The sequence below is a fragment of the Flavobacterium sp. P1_E4 genome, from assembly GCF_056405915.1.
Genome location: NZ_JBFUBE010000004.1, coordinates 116,616 through 131,941 on the forward strand (window position 1 = coordinate 116,616; position 15,326 = coordinate 131,941).

Here is a 15,326-nt window from a genome sequence, read left to right on the forward strand (position 1 = left end):
CCGCAATCTCAAAATATCAATCGGGATTGCGGTTTTTTTATAGGCTTTTCGAATTCATATCAGTATAAAGCGACTATGCATTCCACTTGTTTTTCTTCAATCATTTGTAAGTCAATAATTTTTTGGGCAACGGTTCCTCTTTCGAACAATCGAATGAATTTAAAAATACCGCTTACTAAATAGCCTGGATTTGAAATCAATCGGGCGATTTTGGTGATTTTCGCATCTCTTTCCTGTATACTGGCTTCTCTTTGATTTTCTGGAAGTACCACAAATTCATTGGCATATTTCCAAGCACCATCCCTTGCGGTTTTCATGCTAAAGTCAATAAAGAAATTGTCTATTTTGCCCGATAATTTTAGTATAATAGTAAGCGTTGGCCAGATTTTAATTAAGCATTTTTCAACACTTCCTACCAGATTGCTAAGGATAGTATTTATTTGATCGAAATCGGATTTTAAGTCTTCGATATCTTCTGGAGTACTGACTAAGGCAGAGGCTATTCCTAAATCTAAATTCACATGGGCATTGATTCCAAGTAGTAAATGTTGAACTACTATTGGCCAATAGCTTTCTGCTTGTTTAAAAGAGAATTCCCAGCACTCCGAAGGTTTCTCTTTTGCTTTGTATTGGTAATATGCTTGTAAATACCGATTGGCAAAAATAATATCCAGCTTTTCCATTCGTTCCCCATTCTGAAAAGAGCCATCGTCAATGCCTTGTTTGATTTTTAGGGTAACCTCTCGATATAATGTGGCAAACAAGCCGATTGCACTTTGTTCCAGTTTTGATGTCTCAATTATCTCATCCAAAAATAGAATGACTTCGTCAATAGTTGTGGCTTGTTTCATATTCATTTATAATTGGTTATGGTTGTAAAGGAAGAGCGAATATAATTATTTTTATTCTTCAAGTTGCTTTTTTTGGCGTAATTATCCTGCTATTTTTTATAACAAAATATATAGTGAGAAACTGTTTTTTTATTTTTTAGATATATTCATTTCGTTATATTTGTAAAAGTATAACGAAAATTATCGACTTTGAAATGAGCATGGCAGTTAATTCGTAGTAACTACAAAAAGCAGTTATGCGAAACTAGGTTCAACGACTTCCACTAAAAAAAATAAATTGGAGTTAATTACATATGACCAATAAAAATTCAATAGGTGTTTACATATGAAAATCAAGAGCAAAATTTGGATTGAAACTGATGAGGGGATTCTCATTAGCGAAGGACGTATTCAGTTGTTAAAACTGATAGAGTCCACAGGTTCACTCAATAAGGCTGCAAAGGAGATGAATATTTCGTATCAAAAAGCATGGAAGTTAATTGATGCGTCGAATAAAGCTTCCAAAGAACCCTTAATAGCTACTCAAGTAGGAGGAAATAGGGGTGGCGGTACTGTAGTGACTCCATATGGTAAATTGCTTATTGAGTCTTTTGAAAAAATCAATGTTGCTTGTTGGAAATTTCTGGATTTGCAACTTAAAAAACATTCTTTATAAATCAAATTATGGAAAATCAGATTACGGCAATACTATTAGCCGGCGGGAAAAGCCAACGCATGGGAACAGATAAAGGCTTGTTGGATTTGAAGGGAAAAACATTCATCAAGCATATTTGCGATGCTTTACAGCCGATAGTAGGTTCTAATATTTTAATTGTATCGGAAAATAAAGAATATGATGCTTTAGGTTTTCCTAGGGTTGAAGATATAATTGAAAACAAAGGCCCAGTAGGTGGACTTTATACAGCGTTGAAAGAATCTAAAACCAAAGTAAATCTGGTTTTGAGTATTGATGTACCAATGGTATCTACAGAATTATTAGAATGGCTGATACAAAACCACGACGAAACATATATGGTTACACAAACCAAAAGTGGAGATAAAACAAATCCGTTAATAGGAGTTTATGACCGCTCGATGCGAATTGTTTTTGGCGAACACATGGCTGGAAATCAGTTGAAATTGAGACAAGTGATTGAAGATGTCAAACACCAAACTATTGAAGTTCCTGAAAAATGGAGCAATCAAGTACAAAATATAAATACACAAGAAGAATATCAAAATTTAATCAAATGACCATAACACTAAAATATTTTGGTTTATTGGCTGATATCACGCAATTGAAAGAGGAGCAATTCACTTTTGAAGAAGATACTATTTCAGTTTCTGCATTAAAATCAAAAATAGAAAGCAGTTACCAAGACATGCAAAATACAACCTATACCATTGCGGTTAATCAAGCGATGAGTAGTTTGCAAAGCACAATAAAAGACAAAGACGTAATTGCTTTTTTGCCACCGTTTGCGGGAGGGTAAAATTTAAGATTACAGAATTCAGATTTTAGATAAAAAAATATAGGCTACTATTTTTTAGTTGACTTAGAAATCTAAAAAAGAAACAATAAAAACTTATATGACTTATATGTTTTTAAAAAGTTTCAATATTTAAAAATAAAAATGACAAATTCCAAACGCTATTCCAGACAAATAATTCTCCAGGAAATAGGAGAAATGGGTCAGCAAAAATTACAGGACGCTCGTGTCTTGGTAATTGGCGCAGGTGGTTTGGGTTGTCCCGTTTTGCAAAACTTGGCTTCTGCTGGAGTTGGAAATATAGGAATAGTTGATGGTGATGTGGTGGACGAAACCAATTTGCACAGGCAATTATTATACACTTTAAAAGATTGTGGAAAAAGTAAAGCTGAGACTGCGAAGAAAGTAATTTTGGAGCTCAATCCAGAGATTAATGTGGTTGCTTTTCCAGAATTTTTCACTGCACAAAACGCAGCCCAAATAGTGGGAGAATATCAAATAATTGTCGATTGCACGGATGTGATTGCCGTTCGTTATTTGATTAATGATGTGGCTATCGCCAAAGGGATTCCGATGGTGTATGCTTCGATTCATAAATTTGAAGGTCAGGTTTCGGTATTCAATTATAAAAATGGAGCAAGTTACCGTTGTTTATTTCCGGAACAGGAAGGATTGAATATAGTTCCTAATTGCTTTGAATCTGGAGTTTTGGGCGTTTTGCCAAACACAATCGGAACACTGCAGGCTACCGAAGTACTCAAAATAATACTCGGAATAGGAGAAGTGTTATCGGGAAAACTATTGCACTACGATGGACTTTGTTTTCAAACCCAAATAATCAGTTTTGCCAAAAATCCAAAAGCAATCGAAAAAGGAATTATAAAAGGCAGACTGCTTTTGAACAGTAAAAAGCCAGTAGAAGATTTAACTCCCAAAGCTTTTTTAGAAAAATGTAACCAATTAGGAATCGTTGTTATTGATATTCGAGAACTGAACGAAACACCTGAATTTAAAGGAGAGAATGTTATTCGGATTCCTTTGAGCACATTAGAAGATTATAGTAAGAAATTGGACAAAAATCAGGAAATTGTTTTGTTTTGTCAAACAGGTCAACGCAGTTTAGCCGCAATGAATTATCTTCAAAAATCTGGATTTGTTGGAGTTTTTCATTTAGGAAAAGGAATTGAATCTTTGAAGAATCAATTGCAATAATATTTTAAAAAATAAAAAATATACAATAATAATCATGTCAACAGATAAACCTAAAAAAAGTTCATTTATTCAAGGACAGATAACATCCGAGTTCATAGGGAATTCAATTGCCAAACACCAAAGCAAAACCACGATTGGTGCTCACAATATTTTTCTGGGTCAAGTTCGCGCTGATGTGATTGAAGGAAAAACAGTTGCCGCTATTGAATACACAGCCTACGAAGAAATGGCAGAACAATCGTTCTACGAAATTCGGGAAACGGCTTTTGCCAAGTATGAGTTGTCTTGCCTACATATTTATCACAGTTTGGGAACTGTAAAAACAGGCGAAATATGTTTGTTTGTTTTTGTTTCAGCGCCAAGACGAAAAGTGGTTTACGAAGCTTTAGAGTTTTTGGTGGAAGAAATAAAAGAAAAGACAGCCATCTTCGGAAAAGAAATTTTTGCAGATGAAACATATACTTGGAAAAAAAATACATAAAACACAGATTGCCACAGATTTTTTAATCATCAGTGAGAATCAGTTTAATCAGTGTCATCCGTGGCCAATAATATAAAATCAAATGGTAGATATCACCCATAAAATAATCACACAACGCACGGCTACAGCCCAAGCAATCGTAAAAGTAGGTTCGCCGGAAACAATGCAGGCCATTTTGAACAAAACAGTTCCAAAAGGCGACGTATTAGAAGTTGCACGAACAGCGGGTTTGTTTGCTGTAAAAAACACTTCAAACTCCATTCCAGACTGTCATCCTATGCCGATTGAGTTTACAGGAATTGAATATGAAATGCTGGAAGATTCGGTACTGATAAAAGTAACTGTCAAAGCGATTTACAGAACAGGAGTTGAGGTCGAAGCCATGCACGGTGCTTCAATAGTGGCCTTGACGATGTATGATATGCTAAAACCTATCGACAAACAAGTCGAAATTTCGACCATAAAACTACTTCACAAAAAAGGAGGAAAATCCGACTATGGAGTCAAAGAAGACCTCGATTTATCGGTAGCGGTAATCGTTTGTTCAGATTCTGTAGCTTCAGGAAAAAAAGAAGATCGAGCCGGAAAAGTAATCTCGGATAAAGTAAAAAAACTAGGCCTTAGCGTTTCGAATTATTCCGTAATTCCAGATGAGGTTACCGATATTCAAGAAACGATAAACAAATTATGTTCCGCTAATAAAGACTTGATTATCCTAACTGGTGGAACGGGTTTATCCAATCGCGATGTCACTCCCGAAGCTATTATTCCAATGCTCGACCGACGCATTCCAGGAATTGAAGAAGCCATTCGCTCATACGGACAGGACAGAACTCCTTATGCAATGTTGTCTAGAAGTGTAGTCGGTTTCAAAGGTGATACATTGATTATGGCATTGCCAGGATCAACAGCTGGAGCCAGCGAATCTATAGATGCCGTATTTCCTTCCGTATTGCATTTATTCAAAATATTAAATGGTTTCAACCATGGAAAATAAAACAAATCCAATGCAGGACAACCACGGCAGAGCGCACAATTACCTCCGCATTTCGATTACAGAACACTGTAATTTGAGATGCACTTATTGTATGCCAGCCGAAGGGATTGCGCTTACGCCAAGAGCGCATCTGATGACTGCAGAGGAAATTGTTACCATTGCCCAAACTTTCGTAAAACTCGGCGTGACTAAAATCCGTTTGACCGGTGGTGAGCCTTTGGTGCGAAAAGATGCCAAAACCATTATTGAACAATTAGGAAAACTGGGCGTCGAATTGACTTTGACAACCAACGGAATCCTAGTGCACGAATTCATAGATACTTTCAAGGAAGCCGGAATTACCACCTTGAACGTGAGTATCGACAGTTTGAAAAAAGATAAATTCAATCAAATTACTCGTCGAAATTATTTTGAGAAACTAATTGAAAATCTCGATTTATTGGAAGTGAATAATTTCAAGGTAAAACTAAATGTAGTTGTTATCAAAGGGTTTAATGATAACGAAATTATCGATTTTATTGAGTTGACCAAAGACCGAAATATCCAAATCAGGTTTATTGAGTTTATGCCTTTTGATGGCAATCAATGGAATAAGGAAAAACTGGTAAGCTATGCCGAAATCCTTTCGCAAGTCAATGCTTTTTATAACGAACAAAAGGTAGAACGCATCCAGGATAAACCTAATGATACTGCCAAAAACCATAAAATTGATGGATACCAAGGAAGTTTTTCGGTAATCAGTTCCGTGACAAATCCTTTTTGCAGTACTTGTAATCGTATCCGCTTAACCGCAGACGGAAAACTAAAAAACTGTTTGTTTTCGAATACCGAAACCTCATTGCTAGACACCTTGCGTGCAGGAGAATCAATCGAACCGCTAATTTTTCAAAACATAAAATCAAAACACGCCATGCGTGGTGGAATGGACGATGATACTAAATTCCAAAATCCACTTCTTTTTTCTCAAAACAGGAGTATGATTAAGATTGGGGGATAGATTTTTTTTCTTTGAGTCTTAGCGAGAGATTGTTTAGTAAAATCCCTGATAAAAGTCATTGTTGGCACTATATAATAGTGAATAACTTTGCAAAATGAATGCAAAAACAGAGTCCAACAAAAAAGGGTACAACAATTACGGTTCCCATCTTCGTGAAAAATACAACGGAAAAAAAGTTTTCAAAGTAATAGTCGACGGCAATTTTAGTTGTCCCAATCGCGATGGACTAAAAGGCTACGGCGGTTGCACCTATTGTAACGTCGATTCCTTCACTCCAGATATTTCGAGAAAAGCTCCAACGATAGAAGACCAATTGCTTCAGGGAATGGAGCGTGCCAAAAAAGCATACAAAGCCGACCAATTCATTGTCTATTTTCAGCCCAATACCAACACTTATGCCCATGTCGATTATTTAAAAACAATCTATGACCGAGCTTTGTCTTTCAATCCAGAAGAAGTTGTCGGGTTTTCAGTAGGAACGCGTCCTGATTGCATCGATGCCGAAAAAGTGGCATTGCTCGAAAGTTATTGCGACCGATTCGATGTTGATCTCGAAATGGGGATGGAATCGATGTATGACGAAACGTTGGAAAAAATAAACCGAGGCTGTACCCACGCCGAATTCATCACAGCAGTGGAATTATTAAAAGACAGTCCCATCGATTTGTGTGTGCACACCGTTTTCGGATTCCCATGGGAAACCCGCGAAATGATGCTCAACTACATCGCTGAAATCAACCGTTTTCCCCAAATAAAATTCGTAAAATTCCATCATCTGCACATCGTAGAAGGCTCGATCATGGGCGTGCACTACAAGCGAAACCCGTTCCCGCTCTTCACTTTGGAACAATACACCGATTTGCTTTGCGACCTAATTCCGCTACTGCGCCACGACATTGTCATTCAGCGCCTCTTCGGAATTTCCGAATGGGATTTACTCATCGCACCAAATTGGGGACTCAAAAAATCCGAAATCCAACATTATATTGACTCCACAATTGAAAAAAGAGGCATTATACAAGGTTCCGAATACAGCAATCTGTAGAGAATCTTAAGTGTCATTTGGGCGTACCACCATCAAGCAAAGGGGCCAAATCATGCATAAACGGTGATTCGGCCCCTTTGCTTGATACTGTCGGGCTATCCGCCTACTTCGGTAACTTGCTGCTGTCCCTCACAAAACTTACAAGAATTTTTAAGTAAAATAAAGATTTTTTGAATTGAAATACATTCAGATAAAAAACTGTTTTCACAATTTACTATGATAAATCTGTATATTTGATACTGTGCTATATCACACCTAATATACCTGATATGAGGCAGATATGTGCGATAGAGTCACACATATAAATAAGTTGGTAGTAATGCAACCGAACAAAGCCGTAAACAGTGACAGATAATGAATAAAAAAATAATAGTTGTAATTGGAGCAGGTTCAATTGGACAAGCAATTGTAAGGCGAATTGGAGCAGGTAAACACATTTTACTTGCAGACCTAAACGAAACAAATGCTGACAAGGCTTCTGTAGTTTTAAGTGAAGCAGGTTTTGTAGTGAGCACCACGACAGTTGATGTTTCTTCGAGACAATCGGTACTTTCGATGATTAAGGTTGCTTTAGAATTAGGCGATATTGTAGGATTAATTCATACAGCAGGAGTTTCACCATCACAAGCTTCACCCGAGACAATTTTGAAAGTTGATTTATACGGAACTGCAATTGTACTTGAAGAATTTGGAAAAGTAATTTTTCAAGGCGGTTCAGGAGTTGTTATCGCTTCTCAATCAGGACACAGATTAGAACCCTTGTCAGTAGAACAAAACAAAGCACTTGCGACTACACCAACAGAAGAATTACTTTCATTGCCATTTCTTCAGCTAGACAAAATAAAAGACTCACTTCATTCTTATCAACTTTCAAAAAGAGGGAATTCGTTGAGAGTAATGGCGGAAGCAGTTCGTTGGGGGAAACGAGGTGCAAGAATTAACACAATTAGTCCAGGAATCATAATTACACCACTTGCAAAAGACGAACTAAATGGACCGAGGGGAGATGGCTATAGAAAAATGATTAACTCTTGTGCAGTTGGTAGAGCAGGGACACCTGACGAAGTTGGAAATGTTGCAAATTTATTAATGGGACAAGATGGAGCATTTATAACAGGAAGTGATTTTTTAATGGACGGAGGTGTAACAGCCGAATATTGGTATGGAGAATCATCACCGAAATAAAAATGCACTACCACCAACAACTACAACGTTAGCTGTCAGGTTATGACGATCCAAGTACAAGAAAATATAACTATAACTGAATGACAAATTTGAATTCTGCGACATTTCCAATTTTGACAACTGAAAGATTAACTCTCAGACAATTATCAATTGACGACCACCAAGATATTTTTGCTTTGCGTTCTAACCCAGAAACTAGCAAGTTTCTTGATCGACAACTATGTAAAACCATTGAAGATGCTAGAAATTTTATCAACAAAATCAATAATAACATTAGAAAAGGCAATTCGCTTTATTGGGCAATTACCTTGACAGACACAAAAACACTTGTGGGGACAATTTGCCTATTTGACTTTTCAAGCGAAAAAAATAGTTGTGAAATTGGGTATGAACTAATGACGCAATTTCAAGGACAAGGAATAATGAAAGAAGCGGCGCAAGTAGTAATTGACTACGTGTTTGAGACATTAAAATTTAAAAAAATACTTGCCTTTACACATTACGAGAATCAGGATTCAACTAATCTTCTTTTAAAATTAAATTTTTTAAAATCAATAGAAAGGGACAAAGAAAATCCTAACTTAAATATTTTTACGTTGACACAATAACATTGCAAAAACATATAAAATGAAAAAATTGTAATTTGATCACTAACTCAACCACTAAAAAACAAACAACATGGAAGATCATAATAACAAAACAGAAAACCCAACCCCAAAGGTGACAGGAATTGGTGGTGTTTTCTTTTTTACAGACAATCCTAAACAGACGAGAGAATGGTATGGACAAAACTTAGGCCTTGAAATTAATGACTATGGTTCAACTTTTGAATCCCGAAACATTAACAAACCTGACGAGATAAACGCTCTTCAATGGAGCCCTTTCAAAAAAGGAGACGCCTATTTTTCTCCATCCAAAAAAGAGTTTATGATTAACTATCGAGTTCAAAATATTGAAGGACTTGTCAAAAATTTAAGAGAAAATGGCGTGACGATACTTGATGAAATTGAATCGTATGATTACGGCAAATTTGTTCATATTATGGACCCTGAAGGAAACAAGATAGAACTTTGGGAACCCAGTGAAAGTTAAACGAACTTAAAACCTCATAACAACTGCAAAAAGCAGTAATTATTAAAATAACAAATAAACAACTATGCGTAAAATATTCCTTTTCATTATTGTACTTTCCTTTAATGCTTCTATTCAGGCACAGGATAATACTTCGTTCAATTTTTCATTCAATCATGTATCCCTTTCAGTCAAAGATCTCGACACTACCTGTGATTTTTACAAAAACACACTTGGTCTTCAAGAAATTACCAATAGAACAAAAAAGGAAGGTATTCGCTGGTTTGCATTAGGAGAAGGAAAAGAATTGCACCTAATCTCAATCGTAAAAGAACCTGTGACAATTAATAAAGCAATCCATCTTGGAATGACAACTCCAAACTTTGATTCCTTTGTCAGTAAACTGGATAAACTCAAAATAAAATACAATGACTGGGAAGGCAACCTAAATAAAATAACTATTCGTGCAGATGGCATCAAACAAATATATCTCCAAGATCCAAATGGATATTGGATTGAGGTAAATAGTGTTGCACAGAAATAAAAGTGTCTTAAGAGATTTGCCTCCACAAATAACAATGCTTTTTTAATTCAAAAATTAATAAAATATGAAGACCCTCAAAGCAACTAATAAGATACAGTTTAGCAAAATTAAATTGCTCAGCAAGTTAGTTATCTTAATTACACTAACGCTTTTATTTAGTACTAATACTATGGCACAGGAAAAAATTCAAATGGTTCGCATAGCAAAAATTAAAGTTGACCCATTGCAATTAGAAAAATATAATACTGCGTTAAAAGAACAAATGACGACTGCTGTTCGTGTTGAGCCAGGTGTACTAACTTATTACGCCGTTGCCGACAAAAACGACCCTTCACAAATTACAATTCTTGAAATATATGCTGATACAGCAGCGTACAAATCGCATATAGAAACAACACATTTTAAGAAATATAAAGAAGCTGTTAAGGATATGGTTAAATCATTGGAACTTACAGATGTTCGTTTAATTGGTTCTGCCAATAAAGAGGGTATGTAGCATTTATCTCTATATCTCAAAAAAACATAAAAATGAAAATAACGGTATTAGACGATTATCAAAATACAATCAAAAATTTAGACTGTTATAGTTTATTGAAAGACCAAGATGTGCAAATACTCCATAAAACAGAAAAAGATCCTCAAAAACTTTCTGAATTATTAAAAGATACCGAAATCTTAGTTCTAACAAGAGAAAGAACCGAAATCACTCGAGAATTACTTGATTTGCTGCCAAATTTAAAACTGATTAGCCAAACGGGGAAAATCTCCAATCATTTAAATTTAAAAGACTGTACTGACCATAATATTGCCGTTGCCGAAGGCATAGGCTCTCCAATCGCACCAGCTGAGTTAACTTGGGCTTTGTTAATGAATACCGTAAGACAGATTCCCCAAGCAATAGAAGCCATGAAAATGGGTAAATGGCAAACGAATATTGGCTCTACCGTTCATGGTAAAACAATTGGTGTTTGGGGTTATGGAAAAATAGGCCAAAAGATTGCGCAATATGCCAATGTATTTGGTGCCAAAGTTTTGGTTTGGGGAAGTGAAAATTCCAGAAACAAAGTAGTAGAAGACGGATTTGACAGTGCAAGCTCTAAAGAGAATTTCTTTGAAACTGCAGATATCATAACTCTCCATTTGCGTCTGAACGAAGCTACAAATGGCATTGTAAAAGAAAATGATCTTTTGCGTATGAAAGAAAACTCCATTCTTATCAATACGGCACGTGCTGAATTGATAGAAGAAGGAGCCTTGATCAATGCATTAAAAAAAGGGAAACCGACATACGCAGGATTGGACGTTTACGAAGAAGAACCCATTTATGACACCAGTTTTGAACTGCTTCAGATGGACAATGTAGTTTGTACACCTCATTTGGGATATGTAGAGAAAAACGGTTATGAACTGTATTTTGGAAAAGCATTTGAAAATGCAATCAATTATATAAACGGAAATCCTTCAAATATTGCAAATCCTGAGGTTTTAGAATAACAGATATTACATACAACTTAAAAACACGCTATGGATAAATTACAATTGGATGAAATTAAATTGATTGGTTTGGCTTTAAACGGAAAAACAAGCAATATTAATGGTCAATCTAGCATTGATTGTGAAAATTTATGGCAGAAATTTGAAAAAGAGAATTATATCAATAAAATCCCAAGCAAACTAACTAATGAAATAGTAGCCGTTTATCATGAATATGAAGGAGATCATACACAACCCTTTTCTTACTTCATTGGATGTAAAGTAGCAATAGACACAATAACTCCAACGGGAATGGATAGCTTGATTATTCCAAATCAAGTTTATCAAAAGATAATTGCCAAAGGCGAAATGCCCAATTGCCTAATAAACGCTTGGAAAGAAATTTGGTCTTCAAATATTCCAAGAGCTTATAAAACTGATTTTGAAGTTTATGATGAAAGAAGTAAAGATTGGAGCTATGCAGAAGTTGACATATACATTTCAATCCATTAAAAAACTACAACAAGTACACCTCAACTTTATCCCCTTTTTTCAATTCATAATGGCCGTGAGGTACATAAATCAATCCGTTTGAAACTGAAAAAGAATTCAGCATGGATGAATTTTGATGTGACAAAATTTGTGCTTCACCATTACTGATACTCGCTTTCAAAAATTGACAACGGGTGTTTTTTACTTCATAATCATTTGCTAACAAAAACAAAACTGCTTGTTTGTAATTTACCTCAGCACCTGACATAATTGCCAATGTGGGCAAAACATACACATAAAAACAAGTTAGACAAGCCGCAGGATTTCCAGGCAATGCGAAGATCATTTTATTGTTCAGCTTTCCTGCAAACAATGGTTTTCCTGGCTTTTGATTTACTTTGTGAAATAAAGTTTGCACGTGAAGTTCTTTTAAAGCCCTTGCCACAAAATCATAGTCCCCAACCGATATTCCGCCAGAAACCAAAACCATCTCATTATTTGTTATCGCATCTTGGAGTATATTTTTGGTGTTTTCAAAATCGTCATTGACTTCGTATATCATCACTGAGTCATAATAAGCATCAATTAATGCCGATTCCAACATTATTCCGTTACTCTCATATACTTTTCCGTGTTCTAGTGGTGTACCTGGCTTGGCCAATTCATTGCCTGTAACAACTATTCCAATATTTGGCTTTTTATAAACGTTCACTTTTGTAAATCCAAGTCCAGCCAAAAAACCAATCGCTGCTGAATTCAACAAAGTTCCTTTTTCGAGTGCCAAATCTCCAGCCAAAATTTGCTCTCCAATGGGTCTAACATTTGTTTCTGGCAATACCAACTCATCCAGCAACAATTGTGTTCCGTTTGCCGCTACATTCTCAATCTGAATTACAGCTTGTGCCGAATCCGGTATAGCTGCTCCAGTAAAAATTTTCACCGCCTGCCCAGGAATTAATTCTACCAACTGAGAATCACCCGCTTTTATTTCGCCTACAATTTCATAAACCAAATCATCATGCAAACACAAAGCATAACCATCCATCGCCGATTGTCGAAAAGGCGGCATATTGATAGGTGACAAAAGTGATTCTGCCAAAATATGTTTTCTGGCTTGAGAAAGAGAATACTCCACTTTATGTAAAGCTGGCAAATTATGTTCTAATATCGAAAAGGCTTCTTGAACGGAAATCATGCGTTATAATTTTTATGATATTCAAAAATACAATTCGGAAATGACTTTACCCAGTTGTTCTAAATAAAATGAAATATTGTAACAAAAAACATAGTTGTAGTTTGATTAACCGCAAGGAACACTAAGATTTACGCTAAGACCGCAAAGCTTTGCGAACATTGCTCTCCCTTTGCGCTCTTTACGGTTAATTTTTTACATTATAAACTATAATTCAAATTGAACATTAAACGATAATTTGCTTCAATATTGGAGCCTGCCAAATGTTGAGTAACCGGAAGCATGGCACTCATTCCAAGAGAGAACTTTTCTTTTCCAATTTCAAGACCAAATTTACTGAACAATACATCACCAGCCGTATTAGGCAATTCTTGTCCGTGCTGTTTATTGGAATCATACACTTCGCCAACCAACCCCAAATGAGGCATTATTTTTAAGGTATTGGCTTCCAATAAATAAAACAACAATCCTCCGTAATTGAGTTGGTTTCCATATTGATAGTTTCTTTTATTTTCAGTTTTGATGGTGTAATCCATTAATAAATTCAGTCCCAAATTGTTTTTTTGGATGACGTAATCAGCTACCAAAAGGTAATCCCAACTACCCGTTCCCACTTGAAAACTTTGATTAACTGTTCCAAGATTATTAGCCTCGTTGAACTTTCCGGTAGGCATTTTGACACCACCACCCATTTGGAATTTATGGGTCAAAGTAATACTGTCTTTATGGGTTTGATACAAGGTGTACATTCCCATCACTGTAATGTCTCCCAATCCTTGAATTTCTTCTTTTCCTGTTGTCAGTTCTCGGCTATGGTGCTGAAAAGGAATCAAAGTAAAAATTTGAATTCTTTCGGTAATTGGTATTTTCGACCAAATCTGGATTGTATTGAAATTTTCGTCCACCCAAGGCGAATTGTCAAAAATTCCGTCTTTACTGGTGTAGCTTTGATTCAAATACCGAACTCCCACAAAATTGGAATTTAGCATTGAACCAAAACCCAATCCACCGCTACTGGCAGAACAACCGCAGGCATCACAGTCTTCATATTCATATTCGCTAAGCAATAATAGATTATGAAATTTATTGGCATAAATACTATCCTTCAAAGGATTTGAAAAAGTTAATTGAAAACTACAAGCTAGGATTATAAAAAAATATTTTTTCATTTTAATTTAAAATTCTGAAAATCGCTTATCGGTTAGATATTGATTGTCGGTTAATGTTTTTAGAAAAGCAATTACTTGCGTTTTCTCTTGGCTGGTCAAAGCGATTCCTAGTTTACCATTTTGATTTAAAATGGGATCCAATGTTTCGGAGTCATTTACACCAGAAGCATAATGTTCCAAAACCGCATTTAAAGTTCCAAAACGTCCATCATGCATATATGGAGCTGTCTTTTCAACGTTTCTCAAACTAGGCACTTTGAATTTATAATAATCGGTTGCCAGTTGCGTCACTCGATAACGCCCTATATCATTTAACTTTGGATTGATTGCCAAGCCGTTGTTTCTAAACGAATTGTCAGTCATCAAATCTGTGGCGTGACAGGAACTGCATTTGGTTTTGAAAATATCATAACCTGCCAACTCTTCTGTTGTCAAAGTCCCGCCCGATTCCTTGCGACGGTATTTGTCGAAACGCGAATTACTGGAAGTTACCATCAGCATGAATTGCGAAAGGGCTTTCAGCATATTCTCGGAATTGATTTGCCCGTCCTTGAATGCAGACGCAAACAATTTTTGATAGGTTACATCTGACTTCATCATAGCAATGGCATCGGTGAAATTACCATTCATTTCGATTGGACTTGTAAACGGAATAACAGGCTGCAAATCGAGATGCGAAGCAGCACCATCATACATAAAGGTTGTTTGATAACCCAAATTCTGTATTGGTGGAGTATTTCTTGTCCCAATATTATCTCCTACTCCGTGACTAAAAACGTGACCATGATGCGTAAAAGCATTTTCCTGAATATGACAAAAACCACAAGAAACCAATCCGTCCGAAGACAATCTTCCGTCGTAGAATAATTTTTTGCCCAATTCAAATCCTTTCTCTGTTGGTGGATTCAATGCAACATTGTAAGCCAAAGGAGGGAAGTTGGAAGGAACAGTAAATGCTAATGGCACATCAATATAGTTGTCATCAATATCATTGGAACAACTTAAAAATAATGGTATAATTAAACACAGAAAATATATTCTTTTCATGTTTTTTTTTGAATGTTGAAAGAATTACTAAACTTCTGGAATAGCCCCGATAGCGCCGGTATCCCTCGCCTTTTTCAGCGAGGATAAAGGCAATAGCGGGA

Annotated in this window: 19 protein-coding genes; 15 read left to right on the forward strand and 4 right to left on the reverse strand. The window is 36.0% G+C overall.

Annotation, left to right across the window (positions count from 1 at the left end):
- Nucleotides 1-59 precede the first annotated feature (59 nt).
- A complete protein-coding gene (locus AC1DY0_RS05820; RefSeq protein WP_477187697.1) occupies nucleotides 60-857 on the reverse strand; it encodes a DUF5995 family protein in 798 nt (265 codons plus the stop codon).
- Between the two features lie 319 nt (nucleotides 858-1,176).
- Between AC1DY0_RS05820 and AC1DY0_RS05825 the strand changes: the two genes are divergently transcribed.
- From AC1DY0_RS05825 to AC1DY0_RS05895, 15 genes are all read left to right on the forward strand, one after another.
- Nucleotides 1,177-1,506 (forward strand): winged helix-turn-helix domain-containing protein, encoded by a 330-nt coding sequence (locus AC1DY0_RS05825; protein ID WP_477187698.1) that lies wholly within the window; start codon nucleotides 1,177-1,179, stop codon nucleotides 1,504-1,506.
- A gap of 8 nt (nucleotides 1,507-1,514) precedes the next feature.
- Nucleotides 1,515-2,084 (forward strand): molybdenum cofactor guanylyltransferase, encoded by a 570-nt coding sequence (gene mobA / locus AC1DY0_RS05830; RefSeq protein WP_477187699.1) that lies wholly within the window; start codon nucleotides 1,515-1,517, stop codon nucleotides 2,082-2,084.
- Nucleotides 2,081-2,323, forward strand: coding sequence for a MoaD/ThiS family protein (locus tag AC1DY0_RS05835; protein WP_477187700.1), 243 nt, complete (start codon nucleotides 2,081-2,083; stop codon nucleotides 2,321-2,323). Before mobA ends, AC1DY0_RS05835 begins: the two co-directional genes overlap by 4 nt.
- 141 nt (nucleotides 2,324-2,464) lie before the next feature.
- On the forward strand, nucleotides 2,465-3,532 hold the full coding sequence (locus AC1DY0_RS05840) for a ThiF family adenylyltransferase (RefSeq protein ID WP_477187701.1): 1,068 nt from the start codon (nucleotides 2,465-2,467) through the stop codon (nucleotides 3,530-3,532).
- A 34-nt stretch (nucleotides 3,533-3,566) separates the two neighbouring features.
- A complete protein-coding gene (locus tag AC1DY0_RS05845) occupies nucleotides 3,567-4,013 on the forward strand; it encodes a molybdenum cofactor biosynthesis protein MoaE (protein ID WP_477187702.1) in 447 nt (148 codons plus the stop codon).
- 82 nt (nucleotides 4,014-4,095) lie between these two features.
- The gene (moaCB, locus tag AC1DY0_RS05850) at nucleotides 4,096-5,010 is read left to right on the forward strand and encodes a bifunctional molybdenum cofactor biosynthesis protein MoaC/MoaB (protein WP_477187703.1); all 915 of its coding nucleotides are present in this window, start codon (nucleotides 4,096-4,098) and stop codon (nucleotides 5,008-5,010) included.
- On the forward strand, nucleotides 5,000-6,007 hold the full coding sequence (gene moaA / locus AC1DY0_RS05855) for a GTP 3',8-cyclase MoaA (protein ID WP_477187704.1): 1,008 nt from the start codon (nucleotides 5,000-5,002) through the stop codon (nucleotides 6,005-6,007). Before moaCB ends, moaA begins: the two co-directional genes overlap by 11 nt.
- Nucleotides 6,008-6,101: 94 nt before the next feature.
- Nucleotides 6,102-7,052: a tRNA modification radical SAM protein MnmL/YtqA gene (mnmL, locus tag AC1DY0_RS05860; protein WP_477187705.1), complete on the forward strand. Its 951-nt coding sequence runs from the start codon at nucleotides 6,102-6,104 to the stop codon at nucleotides 7,050-7,052.
- Nucleotides 7,053-7,406: 354 nt separating this feature from the next.
- On the forward strand, nucleotides 7,407-8,237 hold the full coding sequence (locus tag AC1DY0_RS05865) for an SDR family oxidoreductase (RefSeq protein WP_477187706.1): 831 nt from the start codon (nucleotides 7,407-7,409) through the stop codon (nucleotides 8,235-8,237).
- 80 nt (nucleotides 8,238-8,317) lie between these two features.
- Complete coding sequence (locus AC1DY0_RS05870) at nucleotides 8,318-8,845, forward strand: GNAT family N-acetyltransferase (protein ID WP_477187707.1); 528 nt, start codon at nucleotides 8,318-8,320, stop codon at nucleotides 8,843-8,845.
- 70 nt (nucleotides 8,846-8,915) lie between these two features.
- On the forward strand, nucleotides 8,916-9,329 hold the full coding sequence (locus tag AC1DY0_RS05875) for a VOC family protein (protein ID WP_477187708.1): 414 nt from the start codon (nucleotides 8,916-8,918) through the stop codon (nucleotides 9,327-9,329).
- A 64-nt stretch (nucleotides 9,330-9,393) separates the two neighbouring features.
- Nucleotides 9,394-9,852: a VOC family protein gene (locus AC1DY0_RS05880; protein WP_477187709.1), complete on the forward strand. Its 459-nt coding sequence runs from the start codon at nucleotides 9,394-9,396 to the stop codon at nucleotides 9,850-9,852.
- A 169-nt stretch (nucleotides 9,853-10,021) separates the two neighbouring features.
- Nucleotides 10,022-10,348, forward strand: a complete 327-nt coding sequence (locus AC1DY0_RS05885) for a putative quinol monooxygenase (RefSeq protein WP_477187710.1) — start codon at nucleotides 10,022-10,024, stop codon at nucleotides 10,346-10,348.
- A gap of 32 nt (nucleotides 10,349-10,380) precedes the next feature.
- Nucleotides 10,381-11,346, forward strand: a complete 966-nt coding sequence (locus AC1DY0_RS05890; RefSeq protein WP_477187711.1) for a D-2-hydroxyacid dehydrogenase family protein — start codon at nucleotides 10,381-10,383, stop codon at nucleotides 11,344-11,346.
- A gap of 30 nt (nucleotides 11,347-11,376) precedes the next feature.
- A complete protein-coding gene (locus AC1DY0_RS05895) occupies nucleotides 11,377-11,838 on the forward strand; it encodes a GyrI-like domain-containing protein (RefSeq protein ID WP_477187712.1) in 462 nt (153 codons plus the stop codon).
- Nucleotides 11,839-11,842: 4 nt separating this feature from the next.
- Here the strand turns inward: AC1DY0_RS05895 and AC1DY0_RS05900 are convergent, their stop codons facing one another.
- The 3 genes from AC1DY0_RS05900 to AC1DY0_RS05910 all read right to left on the reverse strand — a co-directional run bounded on the left by AC1DY0_RS05900 (nucleotide 11,843) and on the right by AC1DY0_RS05910 (nucleotide 15,225).
- Entirely contained in the window at nucleotides 11,843-13,012 is a 1,170-nt protein-coding gene (locus AC1DY0_RS05900; RefSeq protein ID WP_477187713.1) for a molybdopterin molybdotransferase MoeA, read from the reverse strand.
- Nucleotides 13,013-13,209: 197 nt separating this feature from the next.
- Nucleotides 13,210-14,178 (reverse strand): transporter family protein, encoded by a 969-nt coding sequence (locus AC1DY0_RS05905; RefSeq protein ID WP_477187714.1) that lies wholly within the window; start codon nucleotides 14,176-14,178, stop codon nucleotides 13,210-13,212.
- A gap of 6 nt (nucleotides 14,179-14,184) precedes the next feature.
- Nucleotides 14,185-15,225, reverse strand: coding sequence for a cytochrome-c peroxidase (locus tag AC1DY0_RS05910; protein ID WP_477187715.1), 1,041 nt, complete (start codon nucleotides 15,223-15,225; stop codon nucleotides 14,185-14,187).
- Nucleotides 15,226-15,326 lie beyond the last annotated feature (101 nt).